General features: G+C 45.0%; 20 protein-coding genes. 11 read left to right on the top strand and 9 right to left on the bottom strand.

Features of this window, described 5'->3' with window-relative positions; all coding sequences use genetic code 11:
• Positions 1-140: 140 nt before the first annotated feature.
• From choV to betI, 4 genes are all read right to left on the bottom strand, one after another.
• Positions 141-1,328 (bottom strand): choline ABC transporter ATP-binding protein, encoded by a 1,188-nt coding sequence (gene choV, locus AABA11_RS12630; protein ID WP_338268465.1) that lies wholly within the window; start codon positions 1,326-1,328, stop codon positions 141-143.
• A 3-nt stretch (positions 1,329-1,331) separates the two neighbouring features.
• The gene (gene choW / locus AABA11_RS12625; RefSeq protein ID WP_338268463.1) at positions 1,332-2,177 is read right to left on the bottom strand and encodes a choline ABC transporter permease subunit; all 846 of its coding nucleotides are present in this window, start codon (positions 2,175-2,177) and stop codon (positions 1,332-1,334) included.
• Between the two features lie 80 nt (positions 2,178-2,257).
• Positions 2,258-3,193: a choline ABC transporter substrate-binding protein gene (locus AABA11_RS12620; RefSeq protein WP_338268461.1), complete on the bottom strand. Its 936-nt coding sequence runs from the start codon at positions 3,191-3,193 to the stop codon at positions 2,258-2,260.
• Between the two features lie 149 nt (positions 3,194-3,342).
• Positions 3,343-3,930 carry a transcriptional regulator BetI gene (gene betI / locus AABA11_RS12615; RefSeq protein WP_338268459.1) on the bottom strand — a complete coding sequence of 196 codons (588 nt, stop codon included), beginning with the start codon at positions 3,928-3,930 and terminating at the stop codon, positions 3,343-3,345.
• Between the two features lie 324 nt (positions 3,931-4,254).
• Here betI and AABA11_RS12610 point away from each other — a divergent pair, with 324 nt between their 5' ends.
• From AABA11_RS12610 to AABA11_RS12590, 5 genes are all read left to right on the top strand, one after another.
• Complete coding sequence (locus tag AABA11_RS12610) at positions 4,255-5,409, top strand: MalY/PatB family protein (protein WP_338268457.1); 1,155 nt, start codon at positions 4,255-4,257, stop codon at positions 5,407-5,409.
• Positions 5,410-5,484: 75 nt separating this feature from the next.
• Positions 5,485-5,877, top strand: a complete 393-nt coding sequence (locus tag AABA11_RS12605; protein WP_338268455.1) for a DUF1801 domain-containing protein — start codon at positions 5,485-5,487, stop codon at positions 5,875-5,877.
• Between the two features lie 51 nt (positions 5,878-5,928).
• The gene (locus tag AABA11_RS12600; protein WP_338268453.1) at positions 5,929-6,717 is read left to right on the top strand and encodes a sterol desaturase family protein; all 789 of its coding nucleotides are present in this window, start codon (positions 5,929-5,931) and stop codon (positions 6,715-6,717) included.
• Between the two features lie 33 nt (positions 6,718-6,750).
• Entirely contained in the window at positions 6,751-7,419 is a 669-nt protein-coding gene (locus AABA11_RS12595; RefSeq protein ID WP_338268451.1) for a YceH family protein, read from the top strand.
• Between the two features lie 55 nt (positions 7,420-7,474).
• Complete coding sequence (locus tag AABA11_RS12590; protein ID WP_338268450.1) at positions 7,475-8,539, top strand: Gfo/Idh/MocA family protein; 1,065 nt, start codon at positions 7,475-7,477, stop codon at positions 8,537-8,539.
• Between the two features lie 82 nt (positions 8,540-8,621).
• Here AABA11_RS12590 and AABA11_RS12585 read toward each other — a convergent pair whose 3' ends face one another.
• Positions 8,622-9,410, bottom strand: coding sequence for an inositol monophosphatase family protein (locus AABA11_RS12585; RefSeq protein ID WP_265729964.1), 789 nt, complete (start codon positions 9,408-9,410; stop codon positions 8,622-8,624).
• A gap of 312 nt (positions 9,411-9,722) precedes the next feature.
• On the opposite strand from AABA11_RS12585, the gene AABA11_RS12580 reads away from it, so the two are divergent.
• Positions 9,723-10,442 (top strand): RNA methyltransferase, encoded by a 720-nt coding sequence (locus AABA11_RS12580; RefSeq protein WP_265729965.1) that lies wholly within the window; start codon positions 9,723-9,725, stop codon positions 10,440-10,442.
• Positions 10,443-10,564: 122 nt separating this feature from the next.
• On the opposite strand, the gene gndA is transcribed toward AABA11_RS12580, so the two are convergent.
• Positions 10,565-12,088: an NADP-dependent phosphogluconate dehydrogenase gene (gene gndA / locus AABA11_RS12575; RefSeq protein WP_265729966.1), complete on the bottom strand. Its 1,524-nt coding sequence runs from the start codon at positions 12,086-12,088 to the stop codon at positions 10,565-10,567.
• A gap of 508 nt (positions 12,089-12,596) precedes the next feature.
• Here gndA and AABA11_RS12570 point away from each other — a divergent pair.
• The 4 genes from AABA11_RS12570 (at position 12,597) to AABA11_RS12555 (ending at position 16,375) form a co-directional block, all read left to right on the top strand.
• A complete protein-coding gene (locus AABA11_RS12570) occupies positions 12,597-14,153 on the top strand; it encodes a phosphoenolpyruvate carboxykinase (RefSeq protein ID WP_265729967.1) in 1,557 nt (518 codons plus the stop codon).
• 111 nt (positions 14,154-14,264) lie between these two features.
• On the top strand, positions 14,265-15,044 hold the full coding sequence (locus AABA11_RS12565) for a TatD family hydrolase (protein WP_265729968.1): 780 nt from the start codon (positions 14,265-14,267) through the stop codon (positions 15,042-15,044).
• Entirely contained in the window at positions 15,041-15,919 is an 879-nt protein-coding gene (locus AABA11_RS12560; protein WP_338268444.1) for an SDR family oxidoreductase, read from the top strand. Before AABA11_RS12565 ends, AABA11_RS12560 begins: the two co-directional genes overlap by 4 nt.
• A 39-nt stretch (positions 15,920-15,958) precedes the next feature.
• Positions 15,959-16,375: a hypothetical protein gene (locus AABA11_RS12555; protein ID WP_338268441.1), complete on the top strand. Its 417-nt coding sequence runs from the start codon at positions 15,959-15,961 to the stop codon at positions 16,373-16,375.
• Here the strand turns inward: AABA11_RS12555 and AABA11_RS12550 are convergent.
• A complete protein-coding gene (locus AABA11_RS12550; RefSeq protein ID WP_338268438.1) occupies positions 16,372-17,217 on the bottom strand; it encodes a hypothetical protein in 846 nt (281 codons plus the stop codon). The two genes, AABA11_RS12555 and AABA11_RS12550, sit on opposite strands and share 4 nt — an antisense overlap.
• 57 nt (positions 17,218-17,274) lie before the next feature.
• The gene (locus tag AABA11_RS12545; RefSeq protein WP_265729972.1) at positions 17,275-17,814 is read right to left on the bottom strand and encodes a YceI family protein; all 540 of its coding nucleotides are present in this window, start codon (positions 17,812-17,814) and stop codon (positions 17,275-17,277) included.
• Between the two features lie 138 nt (positions 17,815-17,952).
• On the opposite strand from AABA11_RS12545, the gene AABA11_RS12540 reads away from it, so the two are divergent.
• Positions 17,953-18,849: a LysR family transcriptional regulator gene (locus AABA11_RS12540; protein WP_338268434.1), complete on the top strand. Its 897-nt coding sequence runs from the start codon at positions 17,953-17,955 to the stop codon at positions 18,847-18,849.
• Between the two features lie 36 nt (positions 18,850-18,885).
• Here the strand turns inward: AABA11_RS12540 and AABA11_RS12535 are convergent, their stop codons facing one another.
• Positions 18,886-20,802 carry a beta-ketoacyl synthase gene (locus tag AABA11_RS12535; protein ID WP_338268431.1) on the bottom strand — a complete coding sequence of 639 codons (1,917 nt, stop codon included), beginning with the start codon at positions 20,800-20,802 and terminating at the stop codon, positions 18,886-18,888.
• Between the last annotated feature and the right edge of the window lie 75 nt (positions 20,803-20,877).

The raw sequence follows: 20,877 nt of genomic DNA, 5'->3' as shown, positions 1-20,877 counted from the left end.
AGAGTTTCAGGTCGTTAATAGCTTATTGATACGTCGCTGTTTTGCTTGATTTCCGTTGATAACATTGGGGTGTAAAAACAAAAGGCCTGCAATGCTTGAACGCATGAGGCCTTTTGAGAGTGTAGCGAATGAATGCTTATTTATGCGGCTTCATCGCGTCCAAAGTGCTTGCCTAGCAAGGCGTGGTAAAAATTGTGGTCGTTCAGTATGCCAACGCATTGTCCAGCGTCTTCTAATACCATGAAGAGGTTCGAGTGATAGCGAAGCTCTACGGCATCACGCATAGCGATGTTGGCGGGTACGATGAAAACGGTGTTCTCTGGTACATTGGCCAATACGGTGTCCGGTGTCCAGCGTGCGGTTGGGATTTCCCCCGCGGTGTTGTGAACCGATGCCAATTTACCATCGTCCAACGTTATCCAAGTGTCATCCGTGATGGCTGTGCCGTTTGCGTTGACCGCAAGTTCCGACAAAGGGGTCATCAATGAATTACCACGTAATACATTCAGTGGGTTGGTGTGCGCGACAAATTTTTCCACGTATTCGGTTGCTGGGTTGAGCACGATCTGTTCTGGCGTGTCTTCCTGAATGATTCTCGCGGATTCCATTATGGCTATTTTTGAGCCAATTTTTAGCGCTTCGTCTAAGTCATGGCTCACGAATATGATGGTTTTGTTAAGGCGTTTTTGCAGCTCGATTAGCTCATCTTGTAATTGTGAACGTATTAGTGGATCGAGCGCAGAGAAAGGTTCATCCATCAATAATACGTCTGTGTCCATGACAAAGGCTCTGGCCAGACCAACACGTTGACGCATGCCACCAGACAATTCGTCCGGTTTCTTGTCTGCCCACATGTCCAAGCTCACCATTTTTAGCTGTTCACGTGCTTTTTTTAGACGTTCGGCTTTTGGCATGCCTTGCATTTCTAAGCCGAAGGCGACGTTTTCAAGCACGGTGAGCCACGGCATAAGAGCGAAGCTCTGGAACACCATGGACACGCGATGTGTGCGCATGTGACGCAGCTTGGCTTCATCGCATTTGGCCATGTCGACCATGTTATCCCCGTCTCTTACAAGACAGCGACCACGGGCTATTTTATTCAAACCGTTTACGGCTCTTAATAAGGTGGATTTACCTGAACCAGACAAGCCCATTAATACGCAAATTTCGCCTTCATTTACTTCAATGGTGGCGTTTTGTACGCCAACCACATCACCCGTCATGCCCAAAATTTGGTCACGAGTATGGCCTTTATCCATCAATGGAAGGGTTTTTGCTTTATTGTCACCGAAGACGATATCGACGTTTTCAATTGTTACAACAGCCATAACTTACCCCTCGTTTTTGGATGATGGTGATTTACAAATACGGTCTAGCATGATGGCAACCAAGACAATGGCTACACCCGCTTCAAACCCTTGAGAGATATTTACTGTATTGAGCGCTCGCACCACAGGTTTGCCTAAGCCGTCAGCGCCGACTAAGGCGGCGACAACCACCATAGATAGGGATAGCATGATACATTGAGTGACACCGGCCATGATGTTTGGCATGGCTGCAGGCAGCTCTACTTTGTACAACAATTTGGATTTTGTGCAGCCAAACGCTAAGCCTGCCTCGATCAATTCATTCGGTACTTTGCTTACCCCTAGGTAAGTCAAACGGATCGGCGCGGCAATGGCGAAAATGATGGTAGAAATCAAGCCCGGAACATAGCCTAAGCCAAATAAAATCAATGTTGGAATCAGATAAACAAACGTTGGGATGGTTTGCATCAAGTCCAAAATAGGGCGCAATATGGTGTATAACCAAGGTCGATGCGCCGCTGCAATACCAATAGGTACGCCTACTAATACACTCATGGCGGTGGCTGAGATAACCAATACCAGCGTTTGTATGGTTTCTACCCAGTAGCCCATGTTGATAATAAGCAACAGCGATGCCGCGACAAAAATAAGTAAGCCGATACTACGGTGAAGGAACCAAACACCGACTAGTACAATGCCAATGACGGCGATAGGGTGAACGTATTCTATCGCATCAACCATGGTGACAATCATGGTTTCTAAGGTCATGGATACGAGGTCAAAAAAAACGGAAGCCGCAGTAACCAGCCAGTCGACAAAGCTTTCCATCCAAGCGCCAAGAGGGATTTTATTATCCGTCAGCCAATTCATATGTGTGTTCTCCCGATGGTTTAATGGCGCATTCTTAGCCGTGTGTTGCTAAGAATGCGATGATGCATGAGTCTTGTGTATTACAAGCCTAGGTGAGATTTAACGGCGCTTAGGCCATTACCACCGAATTGTGTGGTGACGCCTTGTAACCAAGCATCAAGAACAGCGGGGTTGGCTTTTAACCATGCTTTTGCGGCAGCATCTGGTTTTTTACCATCGTCTAGAATTGCGCCCATGATTTCGTTTTCCATAGGCAGAGTGAAAGATAGGTTCGTAATGAGTTTGCCTACGTTTGGACACTCTTGGAGGTAGCCTTTACGGATGTTGGTATGAACATTTGCGCCACCAAAGTTCGGGCCAAAGTAGTCATCACCACCGGACAAGTATTCCATTTTGAAGTTGGCGTTCATTGGATGTGGTGCCCAACCCAGGAAAGCAATCCACTTGTTACGGCGCGTGTTTCGGCTCACTTGAGAAAGCATACCCGCTTCACTGGATTCGACTAATTGAAAGTCGCCCAAGTCAAAAGCATTAGAGTCGATCATGTCTTGAATAATGCGGTTGCCGTCATTGCCTGGTTCAATACCGTAAATACGGCCAGAGAATTCTTTGCGGTGTTTCGCAATATCAGAAAAATCCGTCACACCCGCATCAAATGCGTCTTTGCTGACCGCAAGTGTGTATTTTGCGCCTACTAGGTTTGCGCCAAGGTCTTCAACCGTGCCAGCTTTAAGGTAAGGTTCGATGTCGGCCTGCATAGTTGGCATCCAGTTTCCAAGGAAAACATCGATGTCGCCATTGGCCAGTGATGTGTAAGTCACTGGAACAGAGAGTAACTGAGTTTTTGTTTTGTAGCCTAAACCCTCAACAATTTCGCTGGTTACGGCTGTTGTTGCCGTAATGTCCGTCCAGCCCACATCTGAAAAGCGTACCGTTGAACAATCTGCGGCCATCGTTAGGCCAGAAATACTGGCTACACTAATGGCTATAGCGGTCTTTTTTGCTTTATTTAACATACCCTTATCCTCTTTCTATTGAACTCAAAATCTATGAGCGAATACAGCGCCATGTACTGGTACTGAGCGTGAACTCCTAAAAACGGTGGGCTGCAAATAATGGTAGGCTACCCAAAAATGTTTGATGTAAATGTCGATATTGGACGTGTTTAGTGATGATCTTTAAACACTAAATCCAGATAGTTTTGTATTTGTGCTGCGGCCACTTCTTTGTTGATACCGCCAGCCAACGAACCTCGTAACCACATCCCGTCAATCAATGCTGCAACAGTCAGTGCGATATTACGTGCCTCTTTTAATTCGAATTCTTCTTTTAATACGCACACAAGCGATGTGTTTAAACGCTTTGAATAGACGTTTTGTAAGCGATACAAAGAAGGTGTGTGCATAGCTGATGCCCAAAACCCCATCCAAGTCTTCACTACTTGAGGGTGTGTTTGGGATTGACTAAAACTGGCTTTAACAATGGCCATAACTTTGTGTTTGGCTGATTTGTTTTTTGTTTTTATGATTTCTTTGGACAGAACATCAAAAAATTCACGGATCAAGCTTTTCATGGTTGCTTCGTATAAGCCGTCTTTGCCACCAAAGTAATGGTTAATGATGGCCGGTGACACGCCCGCTTTTTTACCAATAACACTGACAGTTGCCCCCGCAAAGCCGTATTTGTCTATGGCTTTTATTGCGGCCTCGATGAGCTGAGGTTTACGTATTTCAGGCATTCCAACTTTTGGCATTTTGAGTCCTTTTTTATTAAACAGCCGTTTAATGAAAACAATACTAGGCTGATTGTGCAATTTAGGTCAACCCTTGACAAATCAAAAACTTAGTTCTCTAAGTAATTTATCTGTTTGATTTAAAAGGGTTTTTGTCTTATTTAAATTTTTTTTTGTCTTTTTTGAGAGCGATTGTGTCGGTTTAAGATAAATAATAAGGATTTTTCGGCTTGTTTTACCTCAAATGACGGCTTTGTTTTTCTTATATCGTGTGCATTATCTCTGGAGTAAATTGCTTAGGTTATGTTAATTATGGAACGAAATATATGACTAGGGTGTGACTTTATGGATTCCTTTACTTCTGTGTTCGATACTCAAATTGACAGAGCGAATACAAACAGCGACAAATGGTCTAAATACACTGATAGCGTCATTCCAATGTGGGTGGCTGATATGGATTTTGATTCTCCTGAATGCATTAAAGACGCTATAAATCAAAGAGTTGAAAAAGGCGTTTATGGTTACACTAACACGCCAAAAGCGTTAGAAAATGCGATTCAATCCCACCTGTTTACTCGATATCAATGGTCGGTTTCTGCTGGGCATTTAGTGCATTTGCCAGGGCTGGTGTGTGCTCTGCATTTAAGCGTTCGTGTGTTTTCAGAAGTTGGTGATGCCGTTGTGGTGCCTGGCCCCGTTTACTACCATTTAACAAAGGCGCCCTTGTTATCAGAGCGTGAGTTATTAACTGTCGATATGACGATTCAGGACGGCCGTTGGTTGCCTGATATGCCACAACTTGAAGCCGCTTTCGCTAACCCTAAAAGCAAGATGATTCTGTTATGTAATCCACATAATCCTGGTGGCACTGTTTATACAAAAGAAGAATTGTTGCGCATTCATGCGTTGGCAGAGCGGTACGATTTGCTTGTCGTCAGCGATGAAATTCATTGCGATTTGATTTTAGACGATCTTCCTCACGTGCCGTTCGCGAGCCTTAATGAAGACGCTGCTAATAGATGCATTACGCTAATGGCGCCAAGCAAGACGTTTAATATTGCAGGCTTGGGCTATGCTTTCGCGGTCATTGAAAATACGGTGTTACGTCAGGCATTTAATCAAGGGCGTGCAGGGTTGATTCCGTCGCCTAATATGCTTGGTTTGACTGCTGCCACCGCCGCTTATCAGGAGGGTCAGGAGTGGCATCGGTCTCTGCTGATTTACTTGAGAGAAAATCGTGATTTTTTGGCACAAAGATTGTCGGCGACGCCATTAAAAATGCTGCATTTGGAGGCGACGTATTTGGCGTGGATTGATGTTTCTATGCTGTCATTAGAGGACCCTCATGCATTTTTTGTGGCGGCTGGCGTGGGCGTTTCTGATGGTAAAGATTTTGGTAATCCTGGCTATGTTCGCCTAAACTTTGGGTGTCCCCAATCGACTCTAGACCAAGCGTTGACTCGTATTGAAAAAGCATTGATAGAGCATAGTTATATGTGATTTACTTTATTTTTCAATGGGTTAAGTCTTCATGGTTGAGGTCCTTTTTATGTATGACTTTAAAGAGAGGATTTTATGTTGACCTTAACATCGAGTGACTTTGTGCAGCAGTATGTTCAGCATGCTGCGCCTGCAATGCGGGCAGATTTGCTGGAAATCATTGATATGATGGAGCTCATTGCGCCAGAGGCTGAATTGGTCAATGGCCTTGGTATTCCGTATTTTCAACAGAACGCGAGTTGGCTTTATGGTGTGGCAGCGCGGGCAGATCATTTGTGCGTGTATTTCTCCGATTTAAGTGTTTTATATCCGTTTATTGACCGATTGCCCCACGCTCAATTTGGAAATAATTGCCTTATTATCCATTGTTTGGACGACATAAATCTCAACGTACTTGCTGAGCTTTTAGGGCAAATCAAGGTGCATTTTTTACTGAATCACCGAGCTGATAATGCGCTTGTCCAGTAGATTGATGGTGATGTAACGATGTTTCGAATTATGATGTTAGGTTGTCATTAGATGATGGATTTCAACGCGCGCATAAGTGTGTTTGTGGTGGTCTTTATTGTATTGGTTGTATGGCAATGGGCTCGCCCTCGAGGAGCCTTGTTGCAATGGAAGTCACGCTGGCGCCATAACTTTTCATTGTTTGCGCTTGGGGCGCTTTGTGTTCGTTTAGTTCAGCCTGTGTTGCTGTCAATGGTGGCGTTATTCGGACAGGGTGTTGGTGTATTTGAGGTATTGGCGCTGCCTTTCTGGGTTACCGTATTGCTGAGTATAGTATGCTTAGATTGTCTTATTTATTGGCAGCATCGTTTGTTCCATCGGGTGCCGGTTTTGTGGCGCTTGCATCGCGTTCATCATTCAGATCCTGAGTTGGATGTCAGCTCGGCTGTGCGGTTTCATCCTATTGAAATTTTATTGTCTCTTGTGATTAAAGCCTTCGCCATCTTTTTGTTGGGAATTCCTATTGAGGCGGTTTTGGCGTTCGATATCTTGTTAAACGCTTCTGCCATGTTTAATCACACAAATATTAGATTGCCTGTTAAGATCGAACAATGGCTTAAGTTGTTGGTGGTTACGCCTGATATGCACCGGATTCATCATTCAAGAGTGAGCATTGAGGCGAACAGCAATTATGGTTTTTTCCTAAGTGTTTGGGATGCGTTTTTTAAAAGCAAAAGGAATTGTGCATTAGAAGGAGACGAGTGCTTAAAAATAGGTCTGCCTGATACGAGTTCGTATCAACCTACATCGTTAAAAGAAGTATTGGTGATGCCTTTTAGAGGTTCTAAAGGGTTTCGTTAAAGACGAATTGAGCAGAATAAATTAGGAAATGTCATGAGTTATCACGAAGTGAATTTTATTGAAATGCGTATTATTGGTTGTCTCATGGAAAAAGAGATAACGACTCCCGATCAATATCCGCTTAGCGTTAATGCCCTGGTTAATGCCTGTAATCAAAAATCCAATCGCGATCCTGTCACGCAATTGTCCGAGTTGGACGTACAAGATGCCTTAGATGTATTAGTGTCTCGAGGGTTGGTGACCGAAATTAATGCGTCGAACAGTCGTGTGAGTAAATATCAGCATAGGTTCTGCAATACCGAGTTCTCTGATCTGCAATTAACGCCTGCCGAAACCGCCATTGTGTGTCTGATGTTTGTCCGAGGTGCTCAAACACCGGGTGAGTTTCGTTCCCGTAGCGGGCGCTTGCATACGTTTCAGTCCAGAGAGGAAGTGGAATCCGCTTTGCTATCTCTACAGAATAAAACGGGCGGTCCTTATGTGTGCCAGCTTCCTAAGGAGCCGGGTAAGCGCGAGCAACGATATCAAGAGTGTTTTTGCACGGACTCTGAACGTCCAACTAACACGTCTGCTGAGCCTTCTTCCTCTGCGAATGGTGATGAATATACGCAACAGCTGGAAGCTAAGGTATTGGAACTGGAAGCACGAATTGTCACATTAAATGAGCGGATTCAAGAGCTTGAAAATGCCAGTGGACTATAATCTTCTTTAACGTCAAACTTAGTGCGATTTTGATGATAGCTATGGGGAGAATCCTATGAAGAAGGTACGCTGGGGTATTATTGGTACGGGCCATATTGCTCATTTATTCGCGAGCGATTTTTGTCATGTCAAAGCCGGCGAACTTCGTGCGGTGGCTTCTCGTGATAAAGCGTCTGCAGACCGATTTTCGGCAGAATTTGATATTGAGTTGGCGTTTGTTGATTATTTTTCGCTGATCAACAGCAATGAAGTCGATGTTATTTATATTGCCACACCGCATGTGTATCACTATGACTTGGCAAAAGCCTGCATTATGGCCGGAAAAGCCGTGTTGTGTGAAAAGCCATTTACCATCAATGAAGCGCAATCTAGGGAATTATATGATCTAGCTTTAGAGCGTAACGTGTTCGTGATGGAAGCGATGTGGACGCGCTTCAACCCTGTCATCGAGCAGGTGCTTGAATGGGTGGAAGAAGGGGAAATAGGCTCGTTGAATAGCATTCAAGCGAGCTTTAATTTCTTGGCACCGACAGACCCAAATCATCGCTTGATGAATCTTGAGCTTGGCGGCGGCGCGTTGTTGGACATTGGTATATACCCTGTGTTTCTTGCTCAACTCTTTTTTGGCAAGCCCGATTTTGTGCAAAACCAAGCGGTGATCGGTGACACGGATGTGGACTTGTTTGAGCAGATTCTTTTGGGTTGGGAAAGCGGTCAATTGGCGTCTTTGGATGCCTCGCTGATTTCTTGTAACCCGAACCGTGCAACGTTATCGGGCTCTGAGGGCTTCATAGAAATAGACTCAGAATGGTTCAAGGCAAAATCGTGTCGTATTGTTCGTTCTGATAATACTGAGCGAGCTGTTGAGTTTGATTTTCCGGGTAACGGGTATCAATTCGAAGCCGATGAAGTTAATCGCTGTCTTGAAGAGGGGCTAATTCAAAGCCCAAATCATAGCTGGCAGGACAGTTTAGAGCTGATCGCTACCTTGGATGAAGTGCGTCAAGATATTGGTTTGTATTATCCAGGGGAAAGTATTCCAAGCGACGATCATCATCACCATCATGATGAAGATGTACACGACCATCATCACGAACACAGCCACCACCATAAACACTAAACTTGTTTAGGATAGGCGAAAAAAAGCCTCTTCTCACGCGAGAAGAGGCTTTTTAGTTTGTACTTATCAAGGAGCCGTAAGCTTAGTTAAGGTGCTTGTTTAATACAGGTAGCAATACTTTGAATAAACGTGGTGCTGCACACAATACGTCACCTTTTTCTAGGCTTGGTGAGCCATCAAACCCCGCGAATAGACAACCGGCTTCTTTTGCGATGAATAGCGGGGCTTGCATTTCCCATTCTTGAAGTTTAATTCCCCAGGCAGCGTCGGTACGACCTGCGGCAACGTTAGCCAGCATCAATGCAGGAGAGTCTTGCATAACAGCACGAGCGCCTTGTTCGGCGATTTCAGTCAGTACAGCGAATTGGCCAGACAGGTATGGCATAAGACGATCTGTTGCAGGGAATTGCGCTGCGACAGTAACGTTTTCTAGCGTGCGAGCTGAACTGCTGCGAATACGAGAATTGTTTAGGTAAGCACCACGGCCTTTGCTGGCGTAGAACTCGTCTTTGGTGTGAGGGTTGAGCACAAGTGCGTGCTCCACTTTACCGGCAACCACGTAGCTCATGGTAATAACGTTGCCAGTTAGGCCGCGTGAGAATAGGTGCTGACCTTGAATTGCATCAATAATCCATTCGCCTTCATTACCATTTTGTACTGTGCCTTGAAGGCGAGTGGTAATGGTGTCGGCTGGATAAGCTTTTTCAAGGTGGTAAACAATGCTACGTTCTGCGCCAGAGCAAACCGCTTGGTAAACTTGTTCCGCTGATTGGCCTTGTTCTTTGTCAAACAACAATTTTTCTTGCGAGTGAACAATATATTCTGCAGCGGCACGAGCTGCTTTAAGTGCGACATTGATTCTAGGTTGCATAATTTACCGTCAATTATTCCGTCATTAAAATGCACATATCGTCAAAAAAGACGATAGGTTGCCAAATAAAGTGTTAAAGAGCGGGCGGTCTCCGTTTCGTCAATTGGATTCACAAAGGTACGTTTTCTACGTAATTCCCTAAGTAAAAAAACGACAAAACCGAGCGCCTATAAATAAGAGCCGAATTCTAGCGTAAGCGTGTTTTTTTTGCCAGTAAAACTTTGGTTAAAATATGATCACTTTGGAGCTTTGTGTTAAATATCTGTTAAGATAGGTGCGTTTGTTCGACCGCGATTATTGGTGCCTCATAAAATGCAAAATACTGTAAGAATTGTCCTTGTTAACACATCTCACCCAGGTAACATCGGCGGTGCTGCTCGCGCAATGAAAAATATGGGGCTCGCTGAGCTCTATTTGGTCGCGCCCAAACTTTATCCCAGCGACGAAGCCATTAGTCGCGCTTCAGGTGCAACGGATATTTTAGACAATGCGGTGGTGGTCGATACATTGGAAGAGGCGTTGGCAGATTGCCAGCTTGTTATTGGTACCAGTGCTCGTGAGCGCAATATTCCTTGGCCTTTGGTGGATCCGCGACAAGCTGCTGACTTGGTGTTTGATGAAGGTTTAGTCACTGCCTTTGTATTTGGTCGTGAGGATAGAGGCTTGACCAATGAAGAATTACAGCGCTGCAATTACCATGTTCACATTCCTTCTGTCGAAACCTTTAGTTCATTGAATTTAGGGGCTGCAGTGCAAGTTATCGCTTATGAATTGCGCATGAAGACGCTTTTGATGAAAGACACGCCCGTTGTAGCCAGTAAATGGGACGTGCCAGCGGCCAATGTGGAGCAGATCGATTACTTGCTTGAGCACTTAGAAAAAGTGTTAGTTCAGACGGAGTTTCTGGATCCAGAAATGCCGATGCAAGTCATGACGCGCTTTCGTCGCATGTTTCAGCGTTCACGATTGGATCAACAGGAGGTTGGCATGTTAAGAGGGATGTTGACGTCGATGGAAAAGAAAATGAAGTAATGACGCCACTGTCTACATCATTCTATTTCGTGGCTTAAATCTTATAACATTAAGCCCAAATTTGAGATAAAAAAACGCTGACTTGGTAAGTCAGCGTTTTTTATTTTTGCTAGATGTCGGTCTTACGCTTTGCGCTCAGGACGACCTTCTTCTTGCCAATAAGTGTGAAATTTTTCACCTGGCTCTGCGTCTACTCGTTCGTAGGTGTGCGCGCCAAAGTAATCACGCTGAGCTTGCAGTAAGTTAGCAGGCAAAACTTCTGACCGGTAGCCATCAAAGTAAGCCAAAGCGGAGAAGAAAGAAGGTGTCGGAATGCCAGACTGTGCTGCTAGAACGACGGCTTTACGAAGACCTGTTTGCTTGCTGGCCATAGCGTCCGCGAAATAGTCGCTTAGCAATAGGTTTTCAAGTTGTGGGTTTTCAATAAAGGCGTCCGCGATTTTTTGCAGGAAGGAAGCTCGAATGATGCAGCCACCACGCCAAATTTTCGCGATATCGGTAAAGTTTAGCGTCCAATCGTATTCTTTTTGAGCCGCACGCATCAGCTGGAAGCCTTGAGCGTAGGCACAAATTTTCGCGCAGTACAGTGCTTCTTCGATTGCCTTCTCTACTTCTTCGGCTTCTATGTCACCACTTTCTACTTCCGCAACAAGCTTATTAGCGGCTAGCTCACGCTCACCTGTTAGGGTACTAAGTGCACGAGCGTAAACAGATTCACTGATGATGCCAGCAGGAACGCCCATTTGCGTTGCGCTGATGGATGTCCAACGACCAGTGCCTTTCTGTCCGGCGCTGTCTAGAATCATGTCGACCAGTGGTGCGCCGGTTTTTTGATCGTATTGCTGAAGAATGTCCGCGGTAATTTCGACTAGGTAGCTGTTCAAAACACCTTGGTTCCATTTTTCGAACAATTTGCCGATTTCTTCTGGTTCGTAACCCAGCAACGAGCGCAACAAGTGATACGCTTCGCAAATAAGCTGCATATCCGCGTATTCAATGCCGTTGTGAACCATTTTAACGTAATGTCCTGCGCCATTTGGCCCAAGGTAGGCGGTGCAAGGCTCGCCTTCCGTAACGGGTTTGCCAGGTGTGTTACTAACAATCGGCTTGCCGTTTTCATCTACTTTGGCCGCAACCGCTTCCCACATTGGCTGTAGGTATTTCCAAGAATCGGCATCACCGCCCGGCATAAGTGACGGGCCAAATCGAGCGCCTACTTCACCACCAGAGACGGCGGTTCCGAAGAATTTGAATTTTTCTTTGTATTCCGCTTCGCGGCGAATGGTGTCTGTCCATTGGCTGTTACCACAGTCAACGACGATGTCGTCCGCTTCTAGTCCTGCGTCAATTAAACTATGGCAGACAGCGTCTACTGGGTTTCCGGCTGGTACGAGTACCACGATAACACGCGGTTTTACTAGGTTCGAAAGCATGTCTTCCATGCTTGAGCAACCAATGATGCGAGCATCAGCTGATGCGTCAGGACGTTCAGCGGCTTCTGTGTCAAGAACGTCTTGCACTTTGTGTGTGTCAAGATCAAAACCTGCAACTCGGTAGCCATGGTCTGCTAGATTTAAGGCTAAGTTTTTACCCATGACACCCAGGCCGACAAATCCAATATTGCAGTTCTGATTCGTTTTTAACATAAAAATAGATCAACCTTTTTGAGCGATAGGGGGAAATTGAGGAAATAATCTTACCATGAAGCACGACAATTCAGGACATGTTAGAGGTAAGAAAAGTTCAAAAAAATATGTTTTTTTGCGGTTTTTCAATAGAAACCTTACAAACATAACGGCTTTATCCCGCTCTAATTATGTGAAAGGTCTGATTTTAAGTATGTGTTCTCTGATCGGTAGGAAGTTTTCCATTTAGTAGTAAGACTACAAAAAAGAAAGAAAACTACAAGAATATGCGCTTTGAGCGGAAGTGTTATCTTCCTTAAAAGTGATTCATTGGAACGTTTTGAATAAAAGTTGTTGTTTTTCAATGATTTGTAGATTTTGTTGAAGTTTCATAATGGTAATAAAATAACATATTGTTATAACAATATTTTTTTTTAGATTGTTTTGTTACTATCCTTTTCACAGAAAAAAAATCGCATAATAATAAGAATGACCAGACAATCTTTTATAGTTCAGAGGATTTAGCAGCATGAACTCCGCATCAGATGTAATCACTATTCATAGCAATTTAACGACGCCTCAGTTGGTTGAAAAAGCCCTGCAAAATGGCGAAGGTGTTCTTGCCGATAATGGCGCGCTTGTTGTTGAAACGGGTGCACGTACCGGTCGTTCTCCTATGGATCGCTTCATTGTGGAAGAAGCATCCAGTAAAGACAGTATTCATTGGGGACCTGTTAACCGTCCATTCCCTGAAGAAAAGTTCGCGCCTCTTTGGGACCGCGTTGCTGCTTATCTAGATTCACAAGAGTCGTTCTTGTCCAATATTCATGTGGGTGCAGGTGATGAGTATTATTTGCCTGTCATCATGCGTACTGAAACGGCTTGGCATCAGTTGTTTGGCCGCAATTTGTTTATTCGCCCTGATGTGTATAACCCATCCAGCAAAGGCGAATGGCAGATCTTGAATGCGCCAAACTTTGTTTGTGATCCCGAGCGTGATGGCACTAACTCTGACGGTTGTGTCATTCTAAACTTTGCTGAACGCAAAGTGCTTATCGCTGGTATGCGTTATGCCGGTGAGATGAAAAAAGCGATGTTCTCTGTTCAAAACTATTTATTGCCGGCTTATGATGTGTTGCCAATGCACTGTGCAGCCAACGTGGGCACGGAAGAAGACGTAACCTTGTTCTTTGGCCTGTCTGGTACAGGTAAAACGACATTGTCTGCGGATCCTGAGCGTTTCTTGATCGGTGATGACGAGCATGGTTGGGGTAAAGACACTGTTTTCAATATTGAAGGTGGCTGCTACGCGAAAACCATCGATTTGTCTCAGAAGAATGAGCCTATTATTTGGGATGCGATCAAATTCGGTACAATCGTTGAAAACGTGGTGCTCGACCCTGAAACACGAGTTGCTGATTACGCAGATACGTCTTTGACTCAGAATGGTCGTGCTGGTTACCCTCGTGAGCACATTGAAAAGCGTGCTGCCGGTAACCGTGCAGGTGAACCTAATGCAATTATCTTTTTGACTTGCGACTTAACAGGCGTTCTTCCTCCTGTGTCTATTTTGACAAAAGAAGCAGCGGCTTATCACTTTTTAAGTGGTTACACTGCGCTAGTGGGCTCTACAGAAATGGGTGCGGGTACGGGCATTAAGTCTACGTTCTCTACTTGTTTTGGTGCGCCTTTCTTCCCTCGTTCTGCCGATGTGTATGCGGATCTTTTGATCAAGCGTATTGAAGAGTTTGGTAGCAAGGTGTATTTGGTTAATACTGGCTGGACTGGCGGTGCGCATGGTCAAGGTGGCAAGCGTTTTAGTATTCCAACGACCCGTGCTGTGATTTCGGCTATTCAGTCTGGTGCGCTTGTGGGTGCTGAGACAGAACATTTGGCTGATGTGAACCTTGATGTTCCTGTTCATGTGCCGGGTGTTGACAGTGTATTGTTAAACCCTCGTAAAACGTGGGCTGATCAAGCGGCTTATGAAGCGCAAGCGAAAAATCTTATTGCTCAGTTTGTTGAGAACTTTAAGAAATTTGAAACCGTATCAGACAGCATTGTTAAAGCGGGCCCATCGCTTTAACTGATTGTATTGACAGTGTTCCCCAGAAGCCGTGCATCTAGCACGGCTTTTTTGTTTTTGTCTATTTTATAAACTCGTGCTTTTATACCGAATTCATGTAATCTTTTGTGTATGTATATTGATAGCCATTGCCATTTAGATTTTGATGTTTTTGATGATCAGCGGGATGCGCTCATGCTGCGATGCGCTGAACATGATGTGTCGGGCTTTTTGGTGCCAGCGACAACGTATTCTAGTTGGTCTAAATTGGCGCTGCTGGTCAATAAGTACCCGCAATGGCGTGCCGCATACGGTTTGCATCCATATTTTCTGGCTGGCGCAACAATGGATCAAATAGAGTTGCTGGGTGATCAGTGTGAGGCGCAGGGCGTTGTGGCGGTAGGGGAGATTGGACTGGATTGTTGGCCCAATGCGGTAGACATGACGTTACAGCTTGCGTATTTTTCGCGTCAATTGAGCGTGGCCAGCGCGTTGCAGTTGCCGGTTGTCCTACATGCCAGAAAAAGTTATGACTTGGTAATGAAATGTCTAAAAGAAGCGAAGTTTAAACACGGTGGCGTCGTCCACGCTTTTAACGGCAGTGCAGAGCAGGCCAAACGATTCATCGATTTTGGTTTTGTGCTGGGGATCGGGGGGACAATCACCTACCCAAGAGCGCAAAAAGCGCATCGTGTTTTAGCGGCGTTGAATGATTTGGATTTTGTTTTGGAAACAGACTCACCTGATATGCCATTGAATGGTTATCAAGGAAGGCTAAACACGCCACTTTCTATTCCCTTGATAGCTCAGAGTGTGGCGACGATAAGATCGGAAAATGTTGAGCGGATTGCAGCGCAGACATGTGATAATCTACTTAGAGTTTTTCCTAAGTGGAATGAGGGTGTGCTTTGAATACTACAGCGGATATTAATGCCCCAATTCGTATCCTTCTTTTGGGAAGTGGGACGGAAGTTGGTTCGTCGTTATTGCAATTATCGAAAGAAAAAAATGAGTTCTTTTGGATTTGCCCTGAAGAGTCGTTATTGCTCGACGTTAACAGAAGGGCAGAATTGGATGACATGCAGTTTGATGTTGTGATTGATGCATTGAGCTTGCGCTATGCGTTGCAAAGCGATTACGAAAAATTTCAATCAACGCTGCAATACTTTGGCGATCGTGCAAACGCTCCGTTGATTATGATCAGCAGTGCGAGGGTATTTTCTGGCAATAAAGAAGTGCCTTATGCGGAAACAGACACGCCAGATAGTACTGAGCCCTATGCGCAAGCCTTGATCGCTGCAGAGTCTATTGTGCTAAGTAATCCAGATAATATTGTATTGCGCACTGGTTGGTTGTTTAGTGGTCAAGGTGATGATTTTGTTTGTAGGACGTTGGGTTTGATCCAGGATGGCGTTAACCTTGCATACAAAGATGACCTGATTGGTAGCCCTACGCCGGTTTCCGATTTGGTTCGTGTTATTTTGTCCATGGTAAATCAGGGGCATTATGGCGCTGAAAACAAAGGCGTTTACCATTATTGTTGTGCAGAAGAGATCAGTTGGATCCGTTTGGTTGAGGCGATTGTAGCGACCTCGGGGCAATTTGACCCTAAAGCACAAGTGGAAGTGGAAGCCATTGGTGATTCATTTCCAGAAGTTCAGGAAACCTCTGCGATGCAGCGGCAATCGTTGTCTTGTCGAAAGATATTTAATCACTTCGGCATCAAGCAGCGCCCATGGAGATCAAAATTACGCAGTCTGGTTAAGGAACTATATAAAGCGAACTAACAAAGGTTGGTTGGTGTAAATAAGCAATAAGGGGTTGGTGTGTACAAAGTAAATCATAAAGCGGTTTTGTTGGTTTTTTTACTTCAGATTATTGTGGGTGGCGTTTGGTATGCTTCCGCCCCTTCAATATTTTTAGACCGCTTTGTTGTTGATGGTTTGCTTGCACGACCTTCGATTAGCTTGGTGTTGGGCTTTCTTGTATCAGTGCTGATGTATTTGTATTTTACCGCGTGGCTGCTAAGTAAAGTGAAAGGCATCTCTGGTGTTGGACGGTTTTTTTTGGTGGTTGGGTTGTGGTTGTTTGCTGTTTTGCCCAACACCATGTTTGTTTGCGCGTATCTAGGATTTGATAGTAGTGAAATGATTTTCTTGCTTTCGTATTGTGCTATCAACATTGCCATAGCGGCCATTATATTGCCACTATGGCGATCTTCACGTTCTATTTTTAAGGATTAATATAGACTGCTTTCTGGCCATACTAACCATAAACAGAATCCACTGATAAGTAAGCTGGCGATGGCCTGTGATGCCATAATCAAGATGCTGTGTTTGTTATTGGCTAGTTTACTGAACTGTATAGCAATCGGAGTGACGAAGCTGCCCGCTGTGATGATTAGCATGACCGAAAGTGGAATGTCGGCCAAAACATGACTTTGTGTTATCAAGCCGCCCAGTAATAATGCGGCAGGAAGCGAACTGTATTGTTGGGCGCTTCGCGTCATAAAAGCGACGATCACATAAGCAAACATGGCTGCGGCAAACGCACCTAATAATTGACCAATCAATAAACTTCCACCTATTGATACAACAGGAGCGGCGCTGCCTGCTGTTATCATCAGTCCAATTGGAGTGATGAGTGGTGACAATATTTGTTTTGTCTGGGTATCGTTTGATGTCGCTTCGTGTTTAGATGTCATAAACAAATGAGTCAATACAATAGCCGCACTCACAACAGCCCAACTAAGACTGATGCTGAGCCCTGAGTGTTTCAAAACAGGGTTTAATAGTAGATAAAAAGACAGCCCTGATAAGACAAAGGTAACGCCATAGCGTCGTCCGGGCGTCATTGTAGTTGTGAGAAGTAAAACACCAATAATACCGATCAGCGTAGTGATACTGTAGTAGTCAATGGCTTGGGCTGGAGGGAAACTCAAGCCTGAATGGATCAGGCTGAGTCCGACCAGAAAGCCACCAAGGTAACCAAGATAAGACGATGCACGTAACACTTTGCCAGCAATAACACTGACTATTAGTGCGGCAATAAAGGGGTAAACTGCCGTATGTAATAACATTAACATTGTGGAATTGCTGGCTTCTTCGTACATGATCTTTTCTGTTTCCTTGATGAATTACGGTTACTGGCGAATGCCTTCGACATACACTTCGATTTCAGTTCTGTCGGTTACGCCTGGAATGAAATAAGTGATGCCAAAATCGCTGCGTTGAATAACGGTCTTCGCTTCAAATCCTGCGCGGTAGCCGCCCCATGGGTCTTTGCCTTCGCCTATTTTATTCACATCAAAGCTAACCGGTTTAGTCACACCGTGCAGTGTTAAGTCACCAGACAATGTTTTGCCATCAAACTTTGTGCTGTTAAAAGTAAGAGACGGAAATTGTTTTACGTCTAAGAAGTCTGGACTACGAAGGTGTTTGTCGCGAGCTTCGTGGTTGGTGTCGACACTGTCTGCTTTGATGGTTAGCGTGGCGCTGCCTGATTTTCCATCATCGGCTAAAGAGAAGTTTCCCTCGAACTCATTAAAGCGACCAGGAGTTGTACTAACGCCTAAATGCCCGACTTTAAATATCACGCCGGAATGCGCTGGGTCGATTTTGTAGTCAGCGGCCATCGATACGCTAGAAGCAAGCAGTAATGCACTGATAGAGATGATTTTCATTCGGTTGTTCCTCTCATTGATTCAAAGATGCGTGTAGTGTAATTTGTTTTTTTAAATAAATAATCGGCGTAAAATACAATTCAATATTTCACTATTAGAAATAATCAGTGCGGAACTTTTTCATCTTAGGGGAAATGAATGGATAAACTTCAAGCCATGAAGGTATTTTGCCGTGTCTATGAGGCAGAGAGTTTTCGATTGGCCAGTGAATCATTGGACATATCACGCCCTATGGTAACGCGCTATATCAATGCTATTGAAGAAGAATTAGGTACTAAGCTTCTTCAGCGTAATACGCGCAATATCAGCATTACTCATGCGGGACGTAAATATTATCAGCATTGCGTTTCTATTTTGGACGCCATAGAGGAGGCGGAAGGTGAAATAGGGGAGTTGACCAAAAAGCCAAAAGGGCTATTGAAAGTCAGTGTTCCTATGGATTTCGGCTTGTCTCACCTTGTTCCTTTGTTGAGTCGCTTTAGTCAATTGTATCCGCAAATTGAACTGGATATTGATTTCAGTGATAAACGTGTTGATATGACGGAATCTGGAGTTGATCTCGCGATTCGAGGTGGCGACTTGGGCGGCGATCAATTTATTGCGCGGCCTTTGTGTTACTCAAAGGGGTTTGTGTGTGCATCCCCTGAGTACGTTGCTGAGCATGGTGGCCTTAATCAAATCGAAGAGTTGGAAAAACATTCCTGTCTTTTATATCGCAATGCATTGGTGCCAAATCGTTGGTCGGTCACGGATGAGGATGGAATCTTGCGTTCTATAACTATTTCTGGTGCTTTCAGTGCAAATAATGGCAGTGCATTAACGCGTTTTGCTTTGGCGGGAATGGGGGTGATTTATCAGCCGGATTTTTTGGTATCAAAATACATTGAATCGGGAGAGCTGGTTAACTTATTGCCGAGGTGTAAGGGGTATGAATTGTGCTTTTATGCTGTTTATCCGCAACGAAAATTGATGTCGCGAAAAACTCGCTTGCTGCTGGATTTCTTGCAAGAAAGGCTGGCCAACATCCAATTTTAGTAAGGAGTTGGTCAGCCCAATTGCATAAGCACAATGTTATTTTAGATCACTAAAATCATTGTCTATGTTGAGGTCAACGGTCAATTCGTAGCCTGGTAACTGTATGAATTTGTCGGTGATGTTTAGCTCTTCGCCGCCAAGTACATTGAAGCCAAACTTATAGATAGGCAGCGTTTCCCCGCGAATCGCTGCTTGGTTATAGTCTTCTGCCGCGGCTGCTACATCGACATTTTTTGCGTGGTAAGCGCTCATTTGTTCTTCGGAGTAGCGCTTGCAGAGCATTTTCAAGGTTTGGTTTGGAGACAGCAAAACGGCCGTCGCATTGTTACCGCCAAAGCCTTTTGAATTGAGCAGGGCGGCATCAAAATAGTCTTTTCCATACGCTTCGTGCTTTAGTTGGAACTTCAAGCCGTCTTGATAAACGTCATCCGCGATGGCGTGTGACGTGGTGATGCCAGGTAAAATACCGTCTTTCCAAACACCCAAAGACAGGTGCAGTTGGTCTCCGCCCGCCGTACCCTGAGAGTGACCAAGAAAGGCTTTCATGGCAACCACTGGCATGTCGGTTGCGCCAAAGCTGGTCGCTGCTTTGCTCAATACATGGGATTCGGTTATGCGGTTTTGAGGTGTGCTTGTGCCATGCGCCTGAATGAAAGTGCGCTGAGTTAAGCCTTCGTTACCTATGATGTTCTGTAGGTAAGCCATGGCTTTGCTCATGGTCAAATAGTTCCCAATACCCGGTGCTGAAATGGATTTTTTGTGGCCATCTGCGTGTGAGAATACCGCTGGAATAGCACCGAAGATTTCTGCGCCCAACTCAATAGCGAGTTCATCGTCCATTAACAGTGTCCATTGGCTGGATTCCCCAATGGTAAAACCACAGTTTTGGGCGAACGGACGACAGCTGCGAGTGTGGTCTGGCTCAGATTGATTGGTTATTTGATCTAATGCAAGCAGCGCCGTGTCTTCAGCCAATGCGCCCATGGTTCTAAAACCTTCAATGATTTCAGGCGTGATTGGAGCATCACTGCCGCCCACCATGGCAACGCGGAATTTGCCGGTTTTTATGCCATCGATCGCTTTTTCTAGGTTGAAAAAGTACGTTGCGCACGCGCCGATTGCTGTCCCAACATTGCCCACGCTGCCTAGAATATAGGCGTTAACAAAGTCAGCAGGCATCTGTGCGTAGCCAAGTGGTAAATGTTTAGACGTTGTGCGCTTGCCCATTAATGCGGATTTCAGCATACCACCGAAGCCAAGGTCATCCATCTGTCCAATTGAGTTGGCGGCGTAGACCGCCATTTGGTCAGGAGACACTCTGTTGCGAATGGTTTCCCAGTCAATGCCGCTGCTCTTAATGGCGTCAGAGGCGCCATATACCGTCATTTGCAGACCACGAGGGTGGTTCCTGCTCTGGTAAAGTTTGGACGGGTCGAACCCAGTGGGTAATTGGCCTGCCGCTTTGACGGACAGTGGTCGAGTGTCTTTAATGAAAGTTTCTAAATTCCCATCAACGGTGACTTCGCTGAGTGTGCTTGATAACTCTGTGACGTGCCAGTTTGTTGGTCTGTCATTAGGTAGTGAACGAGTTTTTATGGTGAAACTTAATTTTTCATCGCTTTGGTTTGATTGCAGTGTGGTGGATTTATGCAATACCACATGGTCTACATCGAATAGGCTCGGATGAATGCGACGAATTAGGGTGCGAGCAAGAAGAGACTCTCCAATGCTGTCAACGAGTGCGGTGGCATCTAATGCCTCACCACCGTGTGTGTACCAAAGGCCGTTTTTATGCTCTGCCATGTTAGTGATAGTGGCAAGATCGAGTAATACATCCTGCTGAAGTGAACTCGGCAGAAGATCAAAAACAATTCGACGATATGCTTGATGTGATGAGGTACGACCAGCCGAATTGATTCCGCCAAAGCCAACAATAACAGGTAAACGGGCCAATTGAATTTCCTCGTTTGGTGAGTGGGTAAAATATTACGGTATTGTAATGAAGGGGGTGGCGCTTAGCCACCCCGC

The organism is Marinomonas pontica, from assembly GCF_036322735.1.
Lineage (GTDB): Bacteria > Pseudomonadota > Gammaproteobacteria > Pseudomonadales > Marinomonadaceae > Marinomonas > Marinomonas pontica.
This window is presented reverse-complemented; position numbering and strand designations above follow the sequence as displayed.

Coding starts and splice junctions, on each gene's coding strand:
- betI (WP_338268459.1), bottom strand. CDS start 3,930: ATGCCAAAAGTTGGAATGCCTGAAATACGTAAACCTCAGCTCATCGAG.
- AABA11_RS12590 (WP_338268450.1), top strand. CDS start 7,475: ATGAAGAAGGTACGCTGGGGTATTATTGGTACGGGCCATATTGCTCAT.
- AABA11_RS12605 (WP_338268455.1), top strand. CDS start 5,485: ATGTTGACCTTAACATCGAGTGACTTTGTGCAGCAGTATGTTCAGCAT.
- choV (WP_338268465.1), bottom strand. CDS start 1,328: ATGGCTGTTGTAACAATTGAAAACGTCGATATCGTCTTCGGTGACAAT.
- AABA11_RS12620 (WP_338268461.1), bottom strand. CDS start 3,193: ATGTTAAATAAAGCAAAAAAGACCGCTATAGCCATTAGTGTAGCCAGT.
- AABA11_RS12540 (WP_338268434.1), top strand. CDS start 17,953: ATGGATAAACTTCAAGCCATGAAGGTATTTTGCCGTGTCTATGAGGCA.
- AABA11_RS12585 (WP_265729964.1), bottom strand. CDS start 9,410: ATGCAACCTAGAATCAATGTCGCACTTAAAGCAGCTCGTGCCGCTGCA.
- AABA11_RS12600 (WP_338268453.1), top strand. CDS start 5,929: ATGATGGATTTCAACGCGCGCATAAGTGTGTTTGTGGTGGTCTTTATT.
- AABA11_RS12610 (WP_338268457.1), top strand. CDS start 4,255: ATGGATTCCTTTACTTCTGTGTTCGATACTCAAATTGACAGAGCGAAT.
- AABA11_RS12565 (WP_265729968.1), top strand. CDS start 14,265: ATGTATATTGATAGCCATTGCCATTTAGATTTTGATGTTTTTGATGAT.
- AABA11_RS12570 (WP_265729967.1), top strand. CDS start 12,597: ATGAACTCCGCATCAGATGTAATCACTATTCATAGCAATTTAACGACG.
- AABA11_RS12595 (WP_338268451.1), top strand. CDS start 6,751: ATGAGTTATCACGAAGTGAATTTTATTGAAATGCGTATTATTGGTTGT.
- AABA11_RS12550 (WP_338268438.1), bottom strand. CDS start 17,217: ATGTTAATGTTATTACATACGGCAGTTTACCCCTTTATTGCCGCACTA.
- AABA11_RS12580 (WP_265729965.1), top strand. CDS start 9,723: ATGCAAAATACTGTAAGAATTGTCCTTGTTAACACATCTCACCCAGGT.
- choW (WP_338268463.1), bottom strand. CDS start 2,177: ATGAATTGGCTGACGGATAATAAAATCCCTCTTGGCGCTTGGATGGAA.
- AABA11_RS12545 (WP_265729972.1), bottom strand. CDS start 17,814: ATGAAAATCATCTCTATCAGTGCATTACTGCTTGCTTCTAGCGTATCG.
- gndA (WP_265729966.1), bottom strand. CDS start 12,088: ATGTTAAAAACGAATCAGAACTGCAATATTGGATTTGTCGGCCTGGGT.